The 19,509-nt window shown below is 70.1% G+C and carries 14 protein-coding genes; 11 read left to right on the forward strand and 3 right to left on the reverse strand.

From position 1 onward, the window contains the following. Positions 1-4,336: NAD-glutamate dehydrogenase (locus tag ACFQ4O_RS07385; protein WP_378775051.1), on the reverse strand; the 4,336-nt coding region annotated here is incomplete at its 3' end. A gap of 401 nt (positions 4,337-4,737) precedes the next feature. Between ACFQ4O_RS07385 and ACFQ4O_RS07390 the strand changes: the two genes are divergently transcribed. Further along, positions 4,738-5,520 (forward strand): lipo-like protein, encoded by a 783-nt coding sequence (locus ACFQ4O_RS07390; protein WP_378775052.1) that lies wholly within the window; start codon positions 4,738-4,740, stop codon positions 5,518-5,520. Positions 5,521-5,524: 4 nt separating this feature from the next. On the opposite strand, the gene ACFQ4O_RS07395 is transcribed toward ACFQ4O_RS07390, so the two are convergent. Both ACFQ4O_RS07395 and ACFQ4O_RS07400 read right to left on the reverse strand, forming a co-directional pair. Continuing rightward, positions 5,525-6,421: a prephenate dehydratase gene (locus tag ACFQ4O_RS07395; protein ID WP_378775067.1), complete on the reverse strand. Its 897-nt coding sequence runs from the start codon at positions 6,419-6,421 to the stop codon at positions 5,525-5,527. Between the two features lie 5 nt (positions 6,422-6,426). Then, complete coding sequence (locus ACFQ4O_RS07400) at positions 6,427-7,191, reverse strand: 3-deoxy-manno-octulosonate cytidylyltransferase (RefSeq protein WP_378775054.1); 765 nt, start codon at positions 7,189-7,191, stop codon at positions 6,427-6,429. Between the two features lie 226 nt (positions 7,192-7,417). On the opposite strand from ACFQ4O_RS07400, the gene ACFQ4O_RS07405 reads away from it, so the two are divergent. The 10 genes from ACFQ4O_RS07405 to ACFQ4O_RS07450 all read left to right on the forward strand — a co-directional run bounded on the left by ACFQ4O_RS07405 (position 7,418) and on the right by ACFQ4O_RS07450 (position 19,495). Then, the gene (locus ACFQ4O_RS07405) at positions 7,418-8,920 is read left to right on the forward strand and encodes a c-type cytochrome (protein WP_378775055.1); all 1,503 of its coding nucleotides are present in this window, start codon (positions 7,418-7,420) and stop codon (positions 8,918-8,920) included. A gap of 199 nt (positions 8,921-9,119) precedes the next feature. Next, positions 9,120-11,075 carry an extracellular solute-binding protein gene (locus tag ACFQ4O_RS07410; RefSeq protein WP_378775057.1) on the forward strand — a complete coding sequence of 652 codons (1,956 nt, stop codon included), beginning with the start codon at positions 9,120-9,122 and terminating at the stop codon, positions 11,073-11,075. Next, on the forward strand, positions 11,072-12,997 hold the full coding sequence (locus ACFQ4O_RS07415; RefSeq protein ID WP_378775058.1) for an extracellular solute-binding protein: 1,926 nt from the start codon (positions 11,072-11,074) through the stop codon (positions 12,995-12,997). The genes ACFQ4O_RS07410 and ACFQ4O_RS07415 overlap by 4 nt, the downstream gene beginning before the upstream one ends. Before the next feature lie 86 nt (positions 12,998-13,083). Then, positions 13,084-14,196: a microcin C ABC transporter permease YejB gene (locus ACFQ4O_RS07420; protein WP_378775060.1), complete on the forward strand. Its 1,113-nt coding sequence runs from the start codon at positions 13,084-13,086 to the stop codon at positions 14,194-14,196. A gap of 1 nt (position 14,197) precedes the next feature. Beyond that, positions 14,198-15,409, forward strand: a complete 1,212-nt coding sequence (locus ACFQ4O_RS07425; RefSeq protein WP_378775061.1) for an ABC transporter permease — start codon at positions 14,198-14,200, stop codon at positions 15,407-15,409. After that, entirely contained in the window at positions 15,406-17,037 is a 1,632-nt protein-coding gene (locus ACFQ4O_RS07430; RefSeq protein ID WP_378775062.1) for an ABC transporter ATP-binding protein, read from the forward strand. Before ACFQ4O_RS07425 ends, ACFQ4O_RS07430 begins: the two co-directional genes overlap by 4 nt. Further along, positions 17,034-17,672: an NUDIX domain-containing protein gene (locus tag ACFQ4O_RS07435; RefSeq protein WP_378775063.1), complete on the forward strand. Its 639-nt coding sequence runs from the start codon at positions 17,034-17,036 to the stop codon at positions 17,670-17,672. Before ACFQ4O_RS07430 ends, ACFQ4O_RS07435 begins: the two co-directional genes overlap by 4 nt. Positions 17,673-17,717: 45 nt before the next feature. Next, positions 17,718-18,236, forward strand: a complete 519-nt coding sequence (locus ACFQ4O_RS07440; RefSeq protein WP_378775064.1) for an MmcB family DNA repair protein — start codon at positions 17,718-17,720, stop codon at positions 18,234-18,236. Between the two features lie 177 nt (positions 18,237-18,413). After that, positions 18,414-18,689: a hypothetical protein gene (locus ACFQ4O_RS07445; RefSeq protein ID WP_378775065.1), complete on the forward strand. Its 276-nt coding sequence runs from the start codon at positions 18,414-18,416 to the stop codon at positions 18,687-18,689. Between the two features lie 248 nt (positions 18,690-18,937). After that, complete coding sequence (locus tag ACFQ4O_RS07450) at positions 18,938-19,495, forward strand: DUF2478 domain-containing protein (RefSeq protein WP_378775066.1); 558 nt, start codon at positions 18,938-18,940, stop codon at positions 19,493-19,495. Positions 19,496-19,509 lie beyond the last annotated feature (14 nt).

Here is a 19,509-nt window from a genome sequence, read left to right on the forward strand (position 1 = left end):
CGGCGGCTTCGCCGAGCGCGGCGTCGAGATCGGCCGCGACCGCCTCCACCCCCGCCCGGAAGCGCTCGGCGGCCGCCGCCACGTCGCTCTCCACGTCCGCGTTGCTCAGGAACCAGGTCATGCGGCGCAGAAGCAGGTCGCTCAGGCCCGCGTAGAGTTCGAGCTGGAGCGCGCCTGGAACCTGATTGTCCAGCGCGTCGATCGCCGCCTTCAGCCCGTCGAGGTCGTAGGCGCGGGCCGCGACCGCGTAGGCCGCCGCGATCCGGGCCGGCGGCGCGCCGGTCTGGTCCGCGAGCCGCACCGCCAGCGCCGGGCCGCCATGGTTGATCATGACGTTGGCGAGCGCCGTCGCCACGATCTCCCGCCGGAGCCGGTGCGTCAGAATGGCGTCGGGGAACCGCTCGCGCATCAGGGTCGGGAAATAGCCCAAGAGGATGGTCTCGAACGCGGGATCATCCGGGGCGCCGGACGCGAGCAGATCGTCATAGAGCGCGATCTTGGCCCAGGCCAGCAGCACGGCGATCTCGGGCCGCGTCAGCGGGTCGCCGGCGCGGCCGCGCTCCGCGAGCGCGGCGTCGTCCGGCAGAAACTCCACCGCGCGGCTGAGCAGGCCCCGGCCCTCCAGCGCCTGCATCAGCCGGGTCTGGAACCCCGCCTCCTCCACGCCCGAGCGCTGGGCGAGCGAGAGCGCCAGCGTCTGGTCGTAGTTGTTGGCGAGCACCAGCGCCGCCACTTCGTCGGTCATCTCGACGAGAATGCGGTCGCGCTCGTCGCGCGCCAGCGCGCCGTCGCGCATCAGGCCGGCGAAGGCGATCTTGATGTTCACCTCCACGTCCGAGGTGTTCACGCCGGCGGAGTTGTCGATGGCGTCGGTGTTGAGGCGCACGCCGTTGCGGGCGGCCTCCACCCGGCCCTTCTGGGTGACGCCCAGATTGGCGCCCTCCCCCACCACCTTCACCCGAAGCTCCGAGGCCGCGACGCGCACGGCGTCGTTGACCCGGTCGCCGGCCTGCTCGTCGGTCTCAGATCCCGCCCGCACATAGGTGCCGATGCCGCCGAACCACAACAGGTCCGCGGGCGCCTTCAGGATGGCGCTGATCACCTGCTGCGGCGTGGCGCTCGGCCGGTCGAAGCCCAGCGCCCGACGCGCCTCCTCCGACAGCGGGATGACCTTGAGCGCGCGGGAGAACACGCCGCCGCCCTTCGAAATCTTGCCGGCGTCGTAATCGGCCCAGCTCGAACGCGGCAGGGCGAACAGCCGCCGGCGCTCCTCGAACGAGGCGGCGGGGTCCGGGTCGGGGTCGAGGAAGATGTCCCGATGGTCGAAGGCGGCGATCAGGCGGGTTTTTTCCGACAGCAGCATGCCGTTGCCGAACACGTCGCCGGACATGTCGCCGACGCCCACCGCCGTGAAGGGCGTAGTCTGGATGTCCACGTCCATCTCGCGGAAGTGGCGCTTCACCGCCTCCCAGGCGCCGCGGGCGGTGATGCCCATGCCCTTGTGGTCGTAGCCGGCGGAGCCTCCGGAGGCGAAGGCGTCGCCCAGCCAGAAGCCCCGCTCTTCGGCGATGCCGTTGGCGGTGTCGGAGAATGTGGCGGTGCCCTTGTCGGCGGCCACCACCAGGTAGGGATCGTCGCCGTCGTGGCGGACCACGTCGCGCGGGGGAACGATCTCGTCCTTCGACAGGTCGTCGGTCACGTCCAGCAGGGCGTTGATGAAGAGCCTGTAGGCGGCCGAGCCCTCGGCGAGCCAGGCGTCGCGGGGGCCGGCGGGCAGGCGCTTCGGCACGAAGCCGCCCTTGGCGCCCACCGGCACGATGACCGCGTTCTTCACCTGCTGCGCCTTCACGAGGCCGAGCACCTCGGTGCGGAAGTCCTGCGGCCGGTCGGACCAGCGCAGGCCGCCGCGCGCCACCTTGCCGAAGCGCAGATGAACGCCCTCGACCCGGGGCGAGGTGACGAAGATCTCGTAGAGCGGACGGGGCTCGGGCAGGTCCTCCACCTTGCGGCTCTCGAACTTGAAGGCGAGCGTGGCGGGCCCGTCGCCGTCCGGCGCGAGGCGGTAGGCGCTGGTGCGGCGGCAGGCCTGGATCAGGTTGAGGAACTTCCGCAGGATGCGGTCCTCGTCGAGGCTCTCCACGGCTCCGAGCGCCTCCTCGATCCCGGCCGCGATCTCGGCCTCGCGCCCGGCGCGGTCGCCCGCGAAGGCGGGGTCGAAGCGGACGCGGAACAGCGCCGAGAGCTCGCCTGCGATGCGGGCGTGTTTTGCCAGCGTCGCCCACATGTAGTCCTGATCGTAGGGCGCGCGCGCCTGCCTCAGGTAGCGCGACAGCGCCCGGATCAGCGCCACCTCGCGCCAGTCGAGGCCCGCCTCCAGCGCCAGCGCGTCGTAGCCGTCGCTGTCCGCGACGCCGGTGAGCGCCGCGATCAGCAGCGCCTCGAGACGCGCGTCCAGTTCCGGCGTCAGCTCGATCGCGCCGCCCCGGGCGCGCTCCAGCGCCATGTCGTGGATCCACACCCGGCCGTCCTCGCCGCGCCCCGCCGGCTCGCTGCGGTAGGAGCGCTCGTCGATGACGCGGAACCCCATGTTCTCCAGCAGCGGCACCCGGCGCGACAGCGGGATTGGCGCGCCGCGCGCGAACACCTTCAGCCGCAGGCCCGCCTCGTCGGCTCGGGCGTAGAAATCGACCGCGAAGGGCGCCTCCGCCGACAGGCGCTCCATATGGCCGATGTCGGTCACCGCCTCGGCCGCGTCGGCGCGGGCCTCGTAGCCGCGGCCGAAGGCGTGGCCGTAGACCTGCGTCAGCCGCCGGGCCTCGCCGCCGGGCCGGACGCGCAGGAGCGCGGCCTTGAGCTTGTCCGCCCAGGTGGCGACGAGGGCGGCGAGCTCCGCGTCCAGCGCCTCGGGGTCTGGCTCCGGAACGTCGCGCTCCTCGAGCCCGATGATGAAATGGACGCGCGCCAGCGGTCCTTCGGGAAAGCCCGGATAATAGGCCGTGACATGGCCGCCGAAGCGCTCCGCCAGATGCTCGCCGATGCGGACGCGGACCGCGGTGTCGTAACGCTCGCGCGGCACGTAGACGAGCGCCGACACGAAGCGGTCGAACCGGTCCCGCCGCACGATCGCCTGCACCCGCGGCCGCTCCAGCAGGTTCAGGATGCGGAGCGCGGTGTCGTAGAGCGTGTCCACGTCGGTCTGGAACAGCTCGTCGCGCGGATGCGACTCCAGCGCCGCCGCGAGCGACTTGCCGGAATGGCTGTCCGGGTCGAAGCCCGCCCGCCGGGTGACGAGATCGACCTTGCGGCGGATGAAGGGCGTGGCGCGCGCCGGCCGCGTCAGGGCGGTGGGCGCGAACAGGCCGACGATGCGCAGCTCGCCGGTGAGGCGGCCCTCGCCGTCGAAGTTCTTCACGCCCACATAGTCGAGATGGCGGCGGCGATAGACCCGCGAGCGCACGCTGGCCTTGGTGACGATCAGCGGCTTCGGCTCGTGGAAGAAGGCGCGGATCTCAGGCGTGTAATGCACCAGCTCCCCGCCCCGCTGCAGCACCCGGGCGGCGGGGTCGCGCAGCAGGCCGAGGCCCGTGTCGGTCAGGGGCTCCAGCTGCTCGTCCTCGCCGGCGCCGACGAAGGCGTAGGCGCGCACGCCGAGCAGGACGAAATCGTCCGTCAGCAGCCAGTCGAGGAACTGGGCCGCCTCCGCCAGCTCCTCCACGTTCAGCGGCGGCGGCGTCTCCCGGAAGGCGGCGACGGCGGCGCTGATCGTCGCCCGCATGGCGTCGTGATCGTGCTGCGCCACCCGCACGTCGGCGAGCACCCGGTCAAGCGCGGCGACCAGCTCCGCCCTCGCCTCCTCGCCGTCGACGCGGTCCACATGGAGATGGATCAGGCTCTCGCGCGGCGTGTCCTCGAACTCCGCCCGGTTGGCGTCGCCGAGGAAGCGGCGGAGCCCGCCGCCGGCGTCACGCTCGACCGCCAGGATCGGATGCAGCACGAGGCGCGGCGCGATCCCGCGCTCGGCCAGCTCCGCCACCACGCTGTCCACCAGATAGGGCATGTCGTCGTTGACGATCTCGATCACCGTGGTCTCGCCGACGGGGCCGAGATCGGGATCGGACAGGCGGATGTGGTGCGCGCCCGGAGACCGCGTCCCCACATGCCGCCACGCCTCGCGCGCGAGGCCGGCGAGCCTGTCCGCGTCGAGGGCCACGAGGTCGGCCGCGCCCGCCTGGGCGAACAGCGCCTCCACGAAAGCGAGCGGCGGGCCGTCCCCGGCCGCGGCGATCTCTCCCGCCTCGGCGATCCGCTTCGTCCGGATGGCTTCGCTGCGCGGCATGCCGACCTCCCGTTGCGGCGCGGGCCGAAACGACCGGCGCGTCGCGGGGAAGCTAGCGCCCGAACATCGTCTGGCGATGACGGCCCGCCGTTTCGTGACGACCGTCCAAGGCGCGACATCGCAGGCGGAAGAACAAATCACGACGTCCCGATTCGGAGATGATTCGTTCGCACCGGAACGAATCGGATCCGAATCGGGACATCTTCTTTCGTTCTCTTTTTAATCAAAAATTAGAATATGGCTTTATACATTTGTTAACCACGCGACGAAAGCCGGAATTTTCGGCGCGAAGCCGCAACCGAATGGCAATCGGCGCGCACTTAAGCTGAGCGTCTGATGTCTTACTCTGCCCGAACATCGCAACGCGGGCGGCCTCCGGGGCGGACAGGCGCGCAAGGATCATGGGCTGGCTGGAAAACGCCGCGGGGCGGCGTCTCATCGACTATCTGATCACGGAGACGCGTCCGGCGCCGCAGCACATCTGCGACCTCGCCACGCTGCGCTCCACGCTTCAGGTGGGCGACGTGATCCTGATCGCGGGCCGGTCGCGGGTCTCCTCGGTGATCCGGCGCATGACGTCCTCGATCTGGTCCCACGCGGTGCTCTACGTGGGCGACATGCTGGACACGGCCGAGCCGGACGGCGAGCGCCACACGCTGGTGGAGATGGAGCTCGGCATCGGCTGCGCCTCCGCGCCGCTGTCGAAATACGCCCGCGAGCACATCCGCGTCTGCCGCCCGCACGATCTCGACCTGCACGAGCGGGAGCAGGTGGCGCGCTACTGCATCCTCCGGCTCGGCTACGAGTACGACGTCAAGAACGTGCTCGACCTGATGCGCTATCTGGCGCCCGTGCCGTTCGTCTCGGCGCGGATGCGCCGGCGCATGCTGGCGCTGGGGTCGGGCCTGCCGACGCGGGCCATCTGCTCGTCGCTGATCGCCCGCGCCTTCGAGCGGGTGCGCTACCCGATCCTGCCCGACATCCAGACCGTGACCGACGAGGGCCTGCGGCGCGAGATCCTGCACATCCGGCACCACTCGCTCTACATGCCGCGGGACTTCGACATCTCGCCCTATTTCCAGATCGTGAAGCCGTCGCTGGCGCAGGGCTTCGACTACCGCAAGGTCGTCTGGGCCGAACGGCGCAGCCGGCCGCGCGGGCCTGAGGCCGCCCCCGCGGAGTGAGGCGTCAGCCCGCCCGGCGCGGCGTCTTGCGCACCACCGACTGCGCCTCGATCGCCCGCGCCGCGACCCGGAAGTCGTGCGCCGGATAGACGCCGAGGATCGCCAGTTCGGAGGAGAAAAACTTCAGCTCCTCCAGCGCCCGCTTCAGCGCCGCATCGCGCGGATGGCCCTCCACGTCGGCGTAGAACTGGGTGGCGGTGAAGCCGCCGTCGAGCTGGTAGCTCTCCAGCTTCGTCATGTTCACGCCGTTGGTGGCGAAGCCGCCCAGCGCTTTGTAGAGCGCGGCCGGAATGTTGCGCACCTTGAACACGAAGGTGGTGACGGTGAGCCCCGCGCCGGCCGGCGCCCAGCGCTTCTCGCGCGACAGCACCACGAAGCGGGTGGTGTTGTTCTCGAAGTCCTCGACGTTGCGGGCGAGGATGTCGAGGCCATAGACGCTGGCCGCGAGTTCGGAGGCGAGCGCGCCGCGGGTCGGATCGCCGGCGTCCGCGATCTCCCGGGCTGAGCCCGCCGTGTCGTCGCCGATCACAGGCGTCAGGCCGAGCTCCCGCAGCTTGCTCCGGCACTGGCCAAGCGCCTGCACGTGGCTCTGGACCACCTTCAGCCCGTCGAGCGTCGCGCCCTTCACGGCCATGAGCTGGTGATGGATCGGCATGAAGTACTCGCCGACGATGTGCAGTCCGGCGGAGGGCATCAGGTGGTGGATGTCCGCCACCCGGCCGTTGGCCGAGTTCTCGATCGGGATCATGCCGAGCTCGCAGACGCCGGACGCCACCGCCGCCAGCGCGTCCTCGAAGCTCGCGTAAGGCGCGGGCTCCATCTCCGGTAACACCCGGTCGCAGGCGAGATGGGAGTTCGCCCCCGGCTCGCCCTGATACGCGATCCTGCCGCTGGTCCCCATGGCGCTCACAGACCTTCCGCCGCGTGGATCAGCATGACGCGGGCGCGCTCCAGATCGTCGGCGGTGTCGACGCCGAGCGGCACCACGTCCACCTTCACGGCGTCGATGCGCATGCCGGCCTCCAGCGCGCGCAGCTGCTCCAGCTTCTCGCGCTGCTCCAGCGGCGAGGGCTTGAGCCGCACGAAGCGCTCCAGCGCCGAGCGGCGATAGGCGTAGAGCCCGATGTGGTGATAGAGCGGCCCCGGCCCCGTGGGCGCGGTGGCGCGGGTGAAGTAGAAGCAGCGGAAGCGGCCGGGCGCGATCTCCGTGCCCACCATCTTCACCACGCTCGGCGCGGTCTTCTCCTCCTCGCGGGTGATCTCCGCGACCAGGGTCGCGATGTCGACCTCGGGGTCCTCGAGCGGCGCGAGGCTCGCCCGGATCGCCGCCGGATCGAGCGTCGGCAGGTCGCCCTGCACGTTCACGATCACGTTGAAGTCGCAATCCGGATCGAGCGCGTCGACCGCCTCGTGGATGCGGTCCGACCCCGAGGCGTGGTCTGCGCGGGTCAGCGTCGCCTGGCCGCCCGCCGCGACGATCGCCTCCGCCACGTCGGGCGAATCCGTCGCCACCACCACCGGGCCGACGCCCGCCTCCTTCGCCCGCCGCCAGACGTGGACGATCATCGGGTCGCCGTGGATGTCGGCCAAGGGCTTGTTGGGCAGCCGCGTGGCGCCGAGGCGGGCGGGCACGAGCACCAACGGGCGCAGCGGATTTCGGAGCGTGGGCATGAGGCGGATCCGCTCGATCGGCGTGACGGCGAGGTTTCAGGCGCGGGCGCGGTGGTCCGGCGCGAGGGTGATAACCGGTTTGCGCCCGCGTCGCAAAATCAGGGCGAAGGAGGGCCGGAGGCCTCCGAAAGTATGATCGCGAAGCTTGTGAGAGCGTGGATTTTTAGAATTTGGCCAATTATTGTCCGCGCGCCGCTGCGGCGGGGCCTACCCTGATGGAGACGATATGGACGCCTTCCAGTTGAACAAGATCGCCGGCGCGGTGCTCGGCTCTCTGACCGTCGTCCTGGGCGTCAACGCCATCGCCGGCGCGCTGTTCAAGGACAAGGAGCCTGAGAAGCCGGGCTTCGAGGTCGCGGTCAAGGCTCCGGAAGGCGGCGCGCCCGCGGCGGGCGGCGGCGAAGGCGCGGGCGTTCTCGCCCTGCTCGCCAAGGCCGACGCCGCCAAGGGCGAAAGCGCCGCCAAGAAGTGCGGCGCGTGCCACTCCTTCGACAAGGGCGGCGCGGCCAAGGCCGGTCCGAATCTCTACGGCGTCATCGGCCTGAAGCACGCCCATCAGGACGGCTTCGGCTATTCCGCCGCCATGAAGGCCACCGCCGACAAGACCTGGGACTTCGAGGCCATGGACAAGTGGCTCGAAAGCCCGAAGGGCTACATTTCCGGCACCTCCATGGCCTTCGCGGGCATCAAGAACCCGGAAGAGCGCGCTAACCTGATCGTCTATCTCAACAAGAACTCCGACAAGCCGCTCGACATCCCGGCGGCTCCGGCCGGCGGCGCGGCGGCCCCTGCGGCGGGCGCGGCCCCTGCGGGCGGCGGCGACGACTTCAAGGCGCAGGTGGCCGCGGCTGACCTGAAGAAGGGCGAAAGCGCCTCCAAGAAGTGCGGCGCGTGCCACTCCTTCGACAAGGGCGGCGCGGCCAAGGCCGGCCCGAACCTCTACGGCATCCTTGGCCTGAAGCACGCCCATCAGGATGGCTTCGGCTATTCGGCCGCCATGAAGGCCACCGCCGACAAGACCTGGGACGTGGACGCCATGAACAAGTGGCTGGAGAGCCCGAAGGGCTACATCTCCGGCACCTCCATGGCCTTCGCGGGCATCAAGAACCCGCAGGAGCGCGCCGCGCTCATCGCCTGGCTGAACCAGAACTCGGACAAGCCGCTCGATCTCGGCGCCGCGGCGCCCGCCGCAGCCCCGGCCGAAGAGAAGAAGACCGAAGCGGCCCCGGCCGCCCCGGCTCCGGCCGCGCCGGCTGAGGAGAAGAAAACGGAAGCCGCTCCGGCCGCGCCCGCGCCTGCGGCTCCCGCCGAGGAGAAGAAGGCCGACGCGCCCGCCGAGCAGCCGGCGGCTCCCGCCGCCGCGTCCGGCGCGCCGATCGCTGAGCGCCTCGCCTCCGCCGATCTCGCCGCGGGCGAGAAGACCATCGGCGAGAAGTGCGCGGTCTGCCACACGGTCAAGAAGGGCGAGCCGGCCGGCGCCGGCCCGAACCTCTACGGCGTGGTCGGCCTGAAGCACGGCCACCAGGAGGGCTTCGAATATTCCGACGCCCTCAAGGGCAAGCCCGGCGACTGGACCTTCGACCAGCTCGACCTCTGGCTCCAGAACGCCGACGCCTACGCCCCCGGCACCATGATGTTCATGGAGATCGAGGACCCGCAGGAGCGGGCCAACATCATCGCCTGGCTGAACAAGAACTCGGACGCTCCCCTGCCCCTGCCGGGCAAGTGATCCCACAACGCCGCACGCGGCTCTGACCGCGCGTTTCGACGGCCGGGCGTTCAACGCCCGGCCTTCTTTTTTGCCCGCGCGCGGGGCGGCTCCCGGGACTCACGTTCGCGTCAGCCGCCGGCGGCGGCTGGAACCTGCCGCGTTTCGGGGCATAATGCCGGCCACGCCGCTTCGCCGACGAACAGGAATCCGCCCGCCGATGACGCTTCGCTACGCCGCCGCCTTCGCAGTCGCGCTCGCCTTCGCTCCGCAGGCCTTCGCCCAGGAGCCCCAGCCCGCGCCGCAGGAGGCCCCGGCGGCGCCCGCCGCGGACGTGTGGAAGCATGGGCTCTCGCTGTTCGGCGACGTAAAATACCCGGAAGGCTTCCCCCACTTCGACTATGTGAACCCGGACGCGCCCAAGGGCGGCGTGGCGCGGCTCGCCACGCTCGGCACCTTCGACAGCCTCAACGCCTTCATCCGCAAGGGAAACCCCGCCGCGGGCACGGGGCTGCTCTACGACACGCTGATGACCAGCTCCTACGACGAGCCGGCCACCGAATATGGCCTGATCGCCGAGGCGGTGAAGCACCCGGCCGACTGGTCGTCGGTGACGTTCCTGCTCCGGGCGGAGGCGAGGTTCAACGACGGCTCGCCGATCACGGTCGAGGATGTGATCTGGTCCTTCGACACGCTGAAGCGCGTCAACCCGACGATGGGCTTCTACTACAAGGATGTGGTCAAGGCCGAGAAGACGGGCGAGCGCGAGGTCACCTTCACCTTCGCCGGCCCCGGAAACCGCGAGCTGCCGCAGATCATGGGCCAGCTGCAGGTTCTGCCCAAGGTGTGGTGGGAGGGGACCGACGCCTCCGGCAAAAAGCGGAACGTGGAGGAAGGCGCGCTTGAGAAGCCGCTCGGCTCCGGGCCCTACCGGGTCAAGGATCTCGCGCCCGGCCGCTGGGTCGCCTACGAGCGCGTCGCGGACTACTGGGGCAAGGACCTGCCCGTGCGGCGCGGCGCGCACAACTTCGACGAGATCCGCTTCGACTACTACCGGGACACGACGGTGATCGTGGAGGCGTTCAAGGGCGACCAGTACGACTGGCGCGAGGAGAACAGCGCCAAGAACTGGGCGACCGCCTATGACTTCCCGCCGGCGAAGGAGGGCCGCGTCGTCCTCGAGACCTTCAAGGACTCGGAGTCCGGCCGGATGCAGGGCTACGCGTTCAACACCCGCCGCGACCGGTTCAAGGATCCGCGCGTGCGCCGCGCGTTCAACCTCGCTTTCGACTTCGAGGAAATCAACAAGACCATCATGTTCGGACAGTATGTCCGCATCAACAGCTACTTCTACGGCACCGAGCTGGCGTCGAAGGACCTGCCCGAGGGCCGCGAGCTCGAAATCCTCGAAAGCGTGCGCGACAAGGTTCCGGCCGAGGTCTTCACCACGCCTTACGCCAACCCCACCGGCGGCTCGCCCGAGAAGACGCGCGAGAACCTGCGCGAGGCGGTGCGGCTGTTGAAGGAGGCCGGCTGGACCGTGCGGCAGGAGGCCCGCGAGGACGGCGAGGTCTCGTTCGTCGACAGGGCGCTGCGCGCGGTCGGCCTGTCCTCGGCCCCCACCCGCCCGGTGCTGCGCAACGGCAAGGGCGAGCCCTTCACGCTGGAGTTCATCTACAACGACCCTAGCGCCGAGCGGTCGCTCAGCTTCTACCGCCCGGCGCTGGAGCGCCTCGGGGTGCTGGTGAGCCAGCGGCTTCTCGACGACAGCCAGTACATCAACCGCATCCGCTCGTCGGACTTCGACGTCATCACCATGGGCTGGGGGCAGTCGCTCTCGCCCGGCAACGAACAGCGCGACATGTGGGGCTCGGAGGCCGCGGACCGGCAGGGCTCGCAGAACGTGGTGGGCATCAAGGACCCCGCGATCGACGCGCTGATTGAGAAGGTGATCTACGCCCGCGACCGCGACGAGCTGGTGGCCGCCACCCGCGCGCTGGACCGGGTGCTGCTCGCCCACAACTATGTTGTGCCGCAGTTCACCAGCGTCGAGGACCGCACCGCCCGCTGGAACCGCTTCGCCCGGCCCGACAACCTGCCGCCCCGCGGCGCCATGTTCCCGACGCTGTGGTGGTGGGACGCGGAGAAGGCCAAGGCGACGGGGGGCCGCTCGTGAGCGCGCCCGTCTCCCGCCGCGCGGTTCTCGCCTATGCGGGCGCGGCGGCCGCGCTGCCGTGGGCGGCGCCCCGCTTCGCCCGCGCCGAGACGGAGGGCGCGCCCGCGGCCGCCGCCGCGGCGGAGGGCGATCCGAAGGCCTTCGGGCCGGACCGGCACGGCCTCTCGGCCTTCGGCGACCTGAAATACGCTCCGGACGCCAAGGCGTTCGACTATGTGCGCGCCGACGCGCCCAAGGGCGGGACCTTCAGCCACACGCCGCACAGGAACGCGCTGAACCAGAGCCTGACCACCTTCAACACCTTCAACGCCTACATCCTGAAGGGCGAAGGCGCGCAGGGGATGGAGCTGACGTTCGACAGCCTGATGGCGCGCGCCGCCGACGAGCCGGACGCGCTCTACGGGCTGGTCGCCGCCTCCGTGGCGGTGTCGGGCGACGGCCTCGCCTATCGGTTCCGGCTGCGCCCGGAGGCCCGGTTCCATGACGGCTCGCCTCTGACCTCGGCGGACGTGAAGTGGTCGCTGGAGACGCTGAAGACCAAGGGCCACCCGCTGATCACCCAGTCGATCCGCGATCTCGACGCCGTCGAGACACCCTCGGACGACGTGGTGATCCTGCGCCTGAAGCCGAACCGCACCCGCGACCTGCCGCTGACGCTCGCCGCGCTGCCGATTTTCTCGAAGGCCTGGTACGCGACCCACGCCTTCGAGGACGCGAGCCTTGAGCCGCCGCTCGGTTCCGGCCCGTACAAGGTCAGCCGGTTCGAGCAGGGCCGCTACGTGGCCTACGAGCGGGTCAAGGACTGGTGGGCGAAGGATCTGCCCGTCGCCGTCGGCCAGTGGAACTTCGACCAGATCCGGTTCGAGTTCTTCCGGGACCGGGACGTGGCCTTCGAGGCCTTCAAGGGGCGCGCCTATCTGTTCCGGGAGGACTTCACCTCCCGCGTCTGGGCCACCGGCTACGAGTTCCCGGCCGTGCGCGAGGGCAAGGTGAAGCGCGAGACGCTGCCGGACCTGACGCCGTCCGGCGGACAGGGCTGGTTCTTCAACCTGCGGCGGGGGAAGTTTCAGGATCCCCGCGTGCGGCAGGCTCTGAATCTGGTCTTCGACTTCGAGTGGATGAACCGCAACCTGATGTTCGGGGCCTACAAGCGCACGGTCTCCGTGTTCCAGGGCGCGCCCGAGATGATGGCGACCGGCCCGGCCGAGGGCGCGGAGTTGAAGCTGCTGGAGCCATTCCGCGGCAAGATCTCCGACGACGTCTTCGGCGCGCCGTGGACGCCGCCGGTCAGCGACGGCTCCGGGCAGGACCGCCGGCTGATGCGCGAGGCGGTGCGGCTGATGCGCGAGGCCGGCTGGACCATCACGAACGGGCGGGCGCTCAACGCCGCGGGCGAGCCGTTCGCGATCGAGTTCCTCGAATACGAGCCAGGGCTCCAGCCCCATGTCAGCGCCTACATCAAGAACCTCAAGCAGTTCCTCGGCATCGACGCCGCCATCCGCCAAGTGGACGCGGCGCAGTACCAGAACCGGCTGAAGAGCTTCGACTTCGACGTCATCAGCCTGCGCATGAGCATGTCGCCCACCCCGGGCGAGGGCCTACGGCAGGTCTACTCCTCGGAATCCGCCAAGCTCGAAGGCTCGCAGAACCTGTCCGGCGTGGCCGATCCGGCGGTGGACGCGCTGGTGGAGGCGATCGCCGCGGCGAAGACGCGGGACGAGCTCAACGTGGCATGCCGCGCGCTCGACCGGGTGCTGCGCTCGCTGCGCAACTGGGTGCCGGCCTGGTACAAGGACACCCACACGCTGGCCTATTGGGACGCCTTCGGCCATCCACCGGACAAGCCGCGCTACGAACGCGGCGCGCCCGAGGTGTGGTGGTGGGACGAGGACAAGGCCGCCAAGGCGGGGGTGCGGCCGTGACGCGGCTGACGGCGCCCTGGCCCACGTCTTCCGCGTGCATGCGTTTCGCGGGCCTTTCGCCCGCCTCGATGAAGGTCTGATCCCGCATGCTCGCTTACGTCGCGCGGCGCCTGCTGCTGATCGTGCCCACCATCCTCGGCATCATGCTGATCTCCTTCATCATCATCCAGTTCGCGCCCGGCGGGCCGGTGGAGCGGGTGATCGCGCAGGTGAGCGGACAGGACACCTCCGCCACCGCCCGCTTCTCCGGCGGCTCGGGCTCGGACCTGTCGCCGACGCAGACCCAGCGCGGCGCCTCCAACGACCCGATCACCTCCAAGTATCGCGGCGCGCAGGGGCTCGACCCCGAGTTCATCAAGCAGCTTGAGAAGCAGTTCGGCTTCGACCTCCCGCCCCATGAGCGCTTCGCCAAGATGGTGTGGGACTACGCGCGGTTCGATTTCGGCCGCAGCTTCTTCCGCGATATCGACGTGGTGGACCTGATCCTCGAAAAGATGCCGGTCTCGATCTCGCTCGGGCTGTGGATGACGCTGATCTCCTATGCGATCTCGGTCCCGCTCGGCATCGCCAAGGCGGTGCGCGACGGCTCCCGCTTCGACGTCTGGACCTCCACCGTCATCGTGGTGGGCTACGCGATCCCGAGCTTCCTGTTCGCGATCCTGCTGATCATCCTGTTCGCCGGCGGCAGCTTCCTCGACTGGTTCCCCTTGCGCGGCCTCACCTCCGACAACTGGAACGAGCTCTCGCTGTGGGGCAAGATCGTCGACTACTTCTGGCACCTGACGCTGCCGCTGATCGCGCTCGGCATCTCGGCCTTCGCCACCACCACGCTGCTCACCAAGAACTCGTTCCTGGACGAGATCCGCAAGCAGTACGTCCAGACCGCGCGCATGAAGGGCCTGACCGAAAATCAGGTGCTCTACGGCCATGTGTTCCGCAACGCCATGCTGCTGCTGATCGCGGGCTTCCCCGGCGCCTTCATCGGCGCCTTCTTCACCGGCTCGCTGCTGATCGAGAACATCTTCTCGCTGGACGGCCTCGGGCTGCTGGGCTTCGAATCCATCGTGGGGCGCGACTACGCCGTGGTGTTCGCGAGCCTGTTCATCTTCTCGCTGCTCGGCCTCGTCGTCTCGCTGATCTCGGACCTGAGCTACATGTGGGTCGATCCCCGGATCGACTTCGAGGCGCGGGAGGTGTGACATGACCGACGCCTCCGTCGCCGTTCCGCCGCCCTCGCCCGGCGCGCCGCCCATGCCGGCCGCGCCCGCGTCCGGCCGGTCCACCATCAACCGCCGCCGCCTCGCCAACTTCAAGGCCAACCGGCGCGGGCTGTGGTCGCTGGTGCTGTTCCTGATCCTGTTCGTGCTGAGCCTCGGCGCGGAGCTGATCGCCAACGACAAGCCGTTCCTCGTGAAGCACGATGGCGGGTTCTACTTTCCGGCGGTGAAGTTCTATCCGGAGACCGCCTTCGGCGGCGATTTCGAGACCGAGGCCGGCTACCGCGACCCCTATCTTCAGGACCTCATCAAGCAGTCCGGCGGCTACATGATCTGGCCGCCGGTGCGCTACTCCTACGACACGATCAACCTCAACCTGCCGACGCCGGCGCCCTCGCCCCCGACCTGGCTGCTCAGCGACGCCCAGTGCGCGCAAGCCATGGCCGACCGCACGCCGGACGGCGATCCGGTGGCGCAGCAGGGCGGCGCCGCGCCCCGGGCCAAGGGCTGCGGCGATCTGGAGTGGAACTGGCTCGGCACCGACGACCAGGGCCGCGACGTGCTGGCCCGGCTGATCTACGGCTTCCGGCTCTCGGTGCTGTTCGGTCTGGCGCTGACGCTGCTGTCCTCGGTCATCGGCGTCACGGCCGGCGCGGTGCAGGGCTATTTCGGCGGCTGGATCGACCTGCTGTTCCAGCGGGTGATCGAGATCTGGACCTCGGTGCCGACGCTCTACCTGCTCATCATCATCTCGGCGGTGCTGACGCCGAGCGTCTGGGTGCTGCTCGGCATCCTGCTGCTGTTCTCGTGGACGGCGCTGGTGGGCGTGGTGCGGGCGGAGTTCCTGCGCGGCCGCAACTTCGAATATGTGCGCGCCGCCCGCGCGCTCGGCGTGTCCGACCGCTCGATCATGTTCCGCCACCTGCTGCCCAACGCCATGGTGGCGACGCTGACCTTCATGCCCTTCATCCTGTCGGGCTCGATCTCCACCCTCACCGCGCTCGACTTCCTCGGCTTCGGCCTGCCGCCGGGCTCGCCGTCGCTCGGCGAGCTGCTGGCGCAGGGCAAGGCCAACCAGCAGGCGCCCTGGCTCGGCATCTGCGGCTTCGTGGTGATCGGCCTGATGCTGTCGCTGCTTATCTTCGTCGGCGAAGCCGTGCGCGACGCCTTCGACCCGAGGAAGACGTTCCGGTGAGCTCCGCCCCCCTCCTCTCCGTCCGCGACCTGTCGGTGGATTTCGCCCGCGAGGGCGGCCGCTCGCTCGCGGTGGACCGCGTGTCCTTCGACCTCGCCAAGGGCGAGACGCTGGCGCTGGTCGGCGAAAGCGGCTCCGGCAAGTCCGTCACCGCGCTGTCGGTGGTGCGGCTGCTGCCCTACCCCGCCGCAGGCCACCCGTCCGGCGAAATCCTGTTCGACGGCCGCGATCTCCTGAAGGCGCCGGAGAAGGAGCTGCGCAAGGTGCGCGGCGCCGACATCTCCATGGTGTTCCAGGAGCCCATGACCTCGCTCAACCCGCTGCACACCATCGAGCGGCAGGTGGGCGAGATACTGACCGTGCACCGCGGCTGGTCGGGCGCCAAGGCGCGCGCGCGGGTGCTGGAGCTGCTGCATCAGGTGGGCATTCCCAACGCCGAGGAGCGGCTGGACGCCTTCCCGCACCAGCTGTCCGGCGGGCAGCGCCAGCGCGTCATGATCGCCATGGCGCTCGCCAACGAGCCGGACATCCTGATCGCCGACGAGCCCACCACCGCGCTCGACGTGACGGTTCAGGCCCAGATACTCGCGCTGCTGAAGGAGCTGCAGGGCCGGCTCGGCATGGCCATGCTGTTCATCACCCACGACCTCGGCATCGTGCGCAAGATCGCCGACCGGGTCTGCGTCATGACCGGCGGCCGCATCGTGGAGCAGGGCCCGACCGCGCAGGTGTTCGCGCACCCGGTCCACGCCTACACGCGAAAGCTTCTGGCGGCCGAGCCCAAGGGCGCCCCGCCGCCGCGCGACGAAAGCGCCGAGACCGTGGTGACGACCGAGGACCTCAAGGTCTGGTTCCCCATCCGCCGCGGCCTGCTCCGCCGCACGGTCGGCCATGTGAAGGCGGTGGACGGCGTGTCGCTCACCGTCCGGCGCGGCCAGACCACCGGCGTGGTGGGCGAAAGCGGCTCCGGCAAGACCACGCTCGGCCTCGCCATCCTGCGGCTGATCTCGAGCCAGGGCCCGGTGACCTATCTCGGCCGCCGCATCGACGGGCTCGGCTTCCGCGCCATGCGCCCGCTGCGCAAGGACATGCAGATCGTGTTCCAGGACCCTTACGGGTCGCTGAGCCCGCGCATGCCCGTGCTCGACATCGTGGCCGAAGGGCTCGGCGTGCAGGGCCGGACGCTGAAGGCGCCGGAGACGCGCGCCACCGTCGCCCGCGCGCTCGCGGACGTTGGGCTCGGCGACGACGCGCTCGACCGCTACCCGCACGAGTTTTCCGGCGGCCAGCGCCAGCGCATCGCCATTGCGCGCGCGCTGGTGCTGGAGCCCGCCTTCATCGTGCTGGACGAGCCCACCAGCGCGCTCGACATGTCGGTGCAGGCGCAGATCGTGGAGCTGCTGCGGGAGGCGCAGGCGCGGCGCAACCTCTCCTACCTGTTCATCAGCCACGATCTGAAGGTGGTGAAGGCGCTTGCGAACGACCTCATCGTGATGCGCGGCGGCAAGGTGGTGGAGCAGGGATCGGCGGCGGAGATCTTCGCCGCGCCGAAGACCGACTACGCCCGCGCGCTGCTCGCCGCCGCCTTCGACGCCACCGCGACCGAATCCCACGCGGTGGCGCAATGAGCGGGCCGGACGCGCTCGCCGACCGCGTCGCCGACGTGGCGCTGGAGGGGCCGGAGACGTTGTTCGACGGCTATCGCCGGCTGGAAGGCTGGCGGGTGACGCTGCCCGCGACGGCGGAGCGCGGAGCGATCTCCCAGCACCGCGAGGTGCTGCGCGCCGGCCCCTGCGTCGGCGTCATCGCCGTGGACCTCGCCCGCGACGCGCTGGTGCTGATCCGCCAGTTCCGCCTGCCGGCCCATCTCGCCACCGGCCATGGCGATCTGGTGGAGATCGTCGCCGGCCGCATGGAGCCGGGGGAGGACGCCGCCGAGGCCGCAGCCCGCGAGGTGCAGGAAGAGACCGGCCTGACCGCCGCTGCGCTCGCCGTCGCCTTCCGCTTCCTGCCCACCCCCGGCATCGTGGACGAGAACGCCACGGTCTTCCTCGCCGCCGTCGATTCGGGCGCGCTTCCGGACGAGGCCGGCGCGGAGGAGGAGCAGGAGCTGACGCAGCCCTTCGCGGTCCCGATCGACGACGCGCTCGCCGCCCTCGCCGATCCCGCGCCCCGCAACGCCTATCTGCTGCTGGCGCTGCAATGGCTGGCGCTGAACCGGCCCCGGCTGCGCGCGCTTCTGGACGGCGCGGCCACCGCCTGACGTTTGGACTTGGCGCCGTTCCTGTTCCGTGCCAAATTCGAACGTATGGAGAACATCGGTTCCATCGCGGCCGAAAGAAACGCCGGTCTGGACGAGATCGACCTCGTCCGGGAGGCGCGCCGGCCCTCGCTGTCCGGCGTCGCGGCGCTCATCGCCCGCGGGGTGTGCCGGCATTTCCGGGAGGCGGGCCTGAGCTGCCTGCTGGAGACGCCGCTTCGCTCGGGCCGGCGGGCGGACGTGATGGCGCTGGGGCGCAACGGGGAGGTCGTGATCGTGGAGATCAAGTCGGGGCCGCAGGACTTTCGCGCCGATCGCAAATGGCCGGAATACCGCGCGTTCTGCGACCGGTTCTACTTCGCGGTCGGGGGCGGCTTTCCCAAAGACCTCATCCCTGACGACGTCGGGCTGATCGGGGCGGACGGCTACGGCGCCGCCGTGCTGCGCGAGGCGCCGGTCCATCCTCTGGCCGGCGCGCGCCGCAAGGCCGTGACCCTGCGTTTCGCCCGGCTCTCGGCGGCGCGACTGCAGGCGCTCAGCGATCCCCCAGTCGTCGCAGGGCTGTGATCTTGTGTTTACCTGTGGCGCATCTTCGCCGCAATCGGGTCTCAATTCGGCGCGAACTGCGGCTCACCTTCGAAAGATGACTGATTCGCCGGTCGTTTTTGAAACGACAGCGACGGCGAACACACCACCACCTGCGTAGCTTACGGTTCAGGTTTCAAGCATACGAAAGCGCCAGCCATGTCGAACGACGACGTGAACGCAGTCATCCTCCGCTTCGCCCGCACCCTCCAGCGTTGTGGCGAAGACCCCCGCGCCATTTTCTCCGCCCTGATCGGCGCGGCGGCGACGTTGTCTTCCGATCTCGGCCACGAGGTCAACAGCCCCGCCGATCTGCGGCGGGCGATCGACGAGGTGGTGGAGACGGGTCATCTGTCGGCCTTTCACGGCGACGCGCCGACCTCCTCCTTCGCCCCGAAGGTGATCCCGTTCCGCCCAGCGGTGAAGGTCGCCTGACGCTTCTCTCCTCACAATCTTTGACGCCTCAGGTCTCTGCGTAAGAACGTCTCCGCGCGAAGCTGACTGGACCGGCGGAACGGCCACGCGCGAACCGCATCCGTGGCCTCGGCATTTCGGACGTTGTCCGCACGCCGCGCTCGCGCCCGACCGATGTGAGAACGCCGCCGTCCAACGCCTCCGCCGCGCTGGCCTTGCGCGCCGCTGTATGCGTACATGCATCACGATTGGGTCTTCGGCCGCTGATAGTGGCCGCGCTCGGAGGGCGGGTGGTGGAACGGCGGGTGATCGCGCTTCAGAACGGCGCGAGCGACGTGGTGGGGCGGAGCCTCGCCCGGTTCGCGGCCCTGCGCCGGAGCGAGGGCTGGCGCGTCGCGGGCTGTGTGGAGGAGACCGGCGGCGTGGCGGGCGCAGGGTGCTCCGGCCGCGCGGTGCGTGACCTGACCACCGGCCGGCGTCACGTGATCGGCCAGGACCTCGGCCCCGGCTCGCTCGCCTGCCATCTCGATCCGGCCGGGGTCGCCGCGGCCTGCGTCGACGCGCTTGCGGCGATCGAGGGAGAGTGCGACCTCGTGGTGCTGTCGAAGTTCGGCAAGCTCGAGGCGGAGCGGTCCGGCCTCGTGGACGCCTTCGCCGCCGCCATTCTCCGTGATCTGCCGATCGTCACCTCCGTCGCCCCGGCCTTTTCCGGCGCCTGGGGCGCCTATGCCGGCGACCTCGCCGTCTACGCCGAGCCGACCGACGCCGCGCTGGAGCGCTGGTGGCGCGCGGTTCGGCCGGACGCCCCGCTGCGGGCCGCCGGCTGACATGGCGCCTGTCG

Origin of the sequence: Methylopila musalis (assembly GCF_042679725.1) — a bacterium.
GTDB lineage: Bacteria > Pseudomonadota > Alphaproteobacteria > Rhizobiales > Methylopilaceae > Methylopila > Methylopila musalis.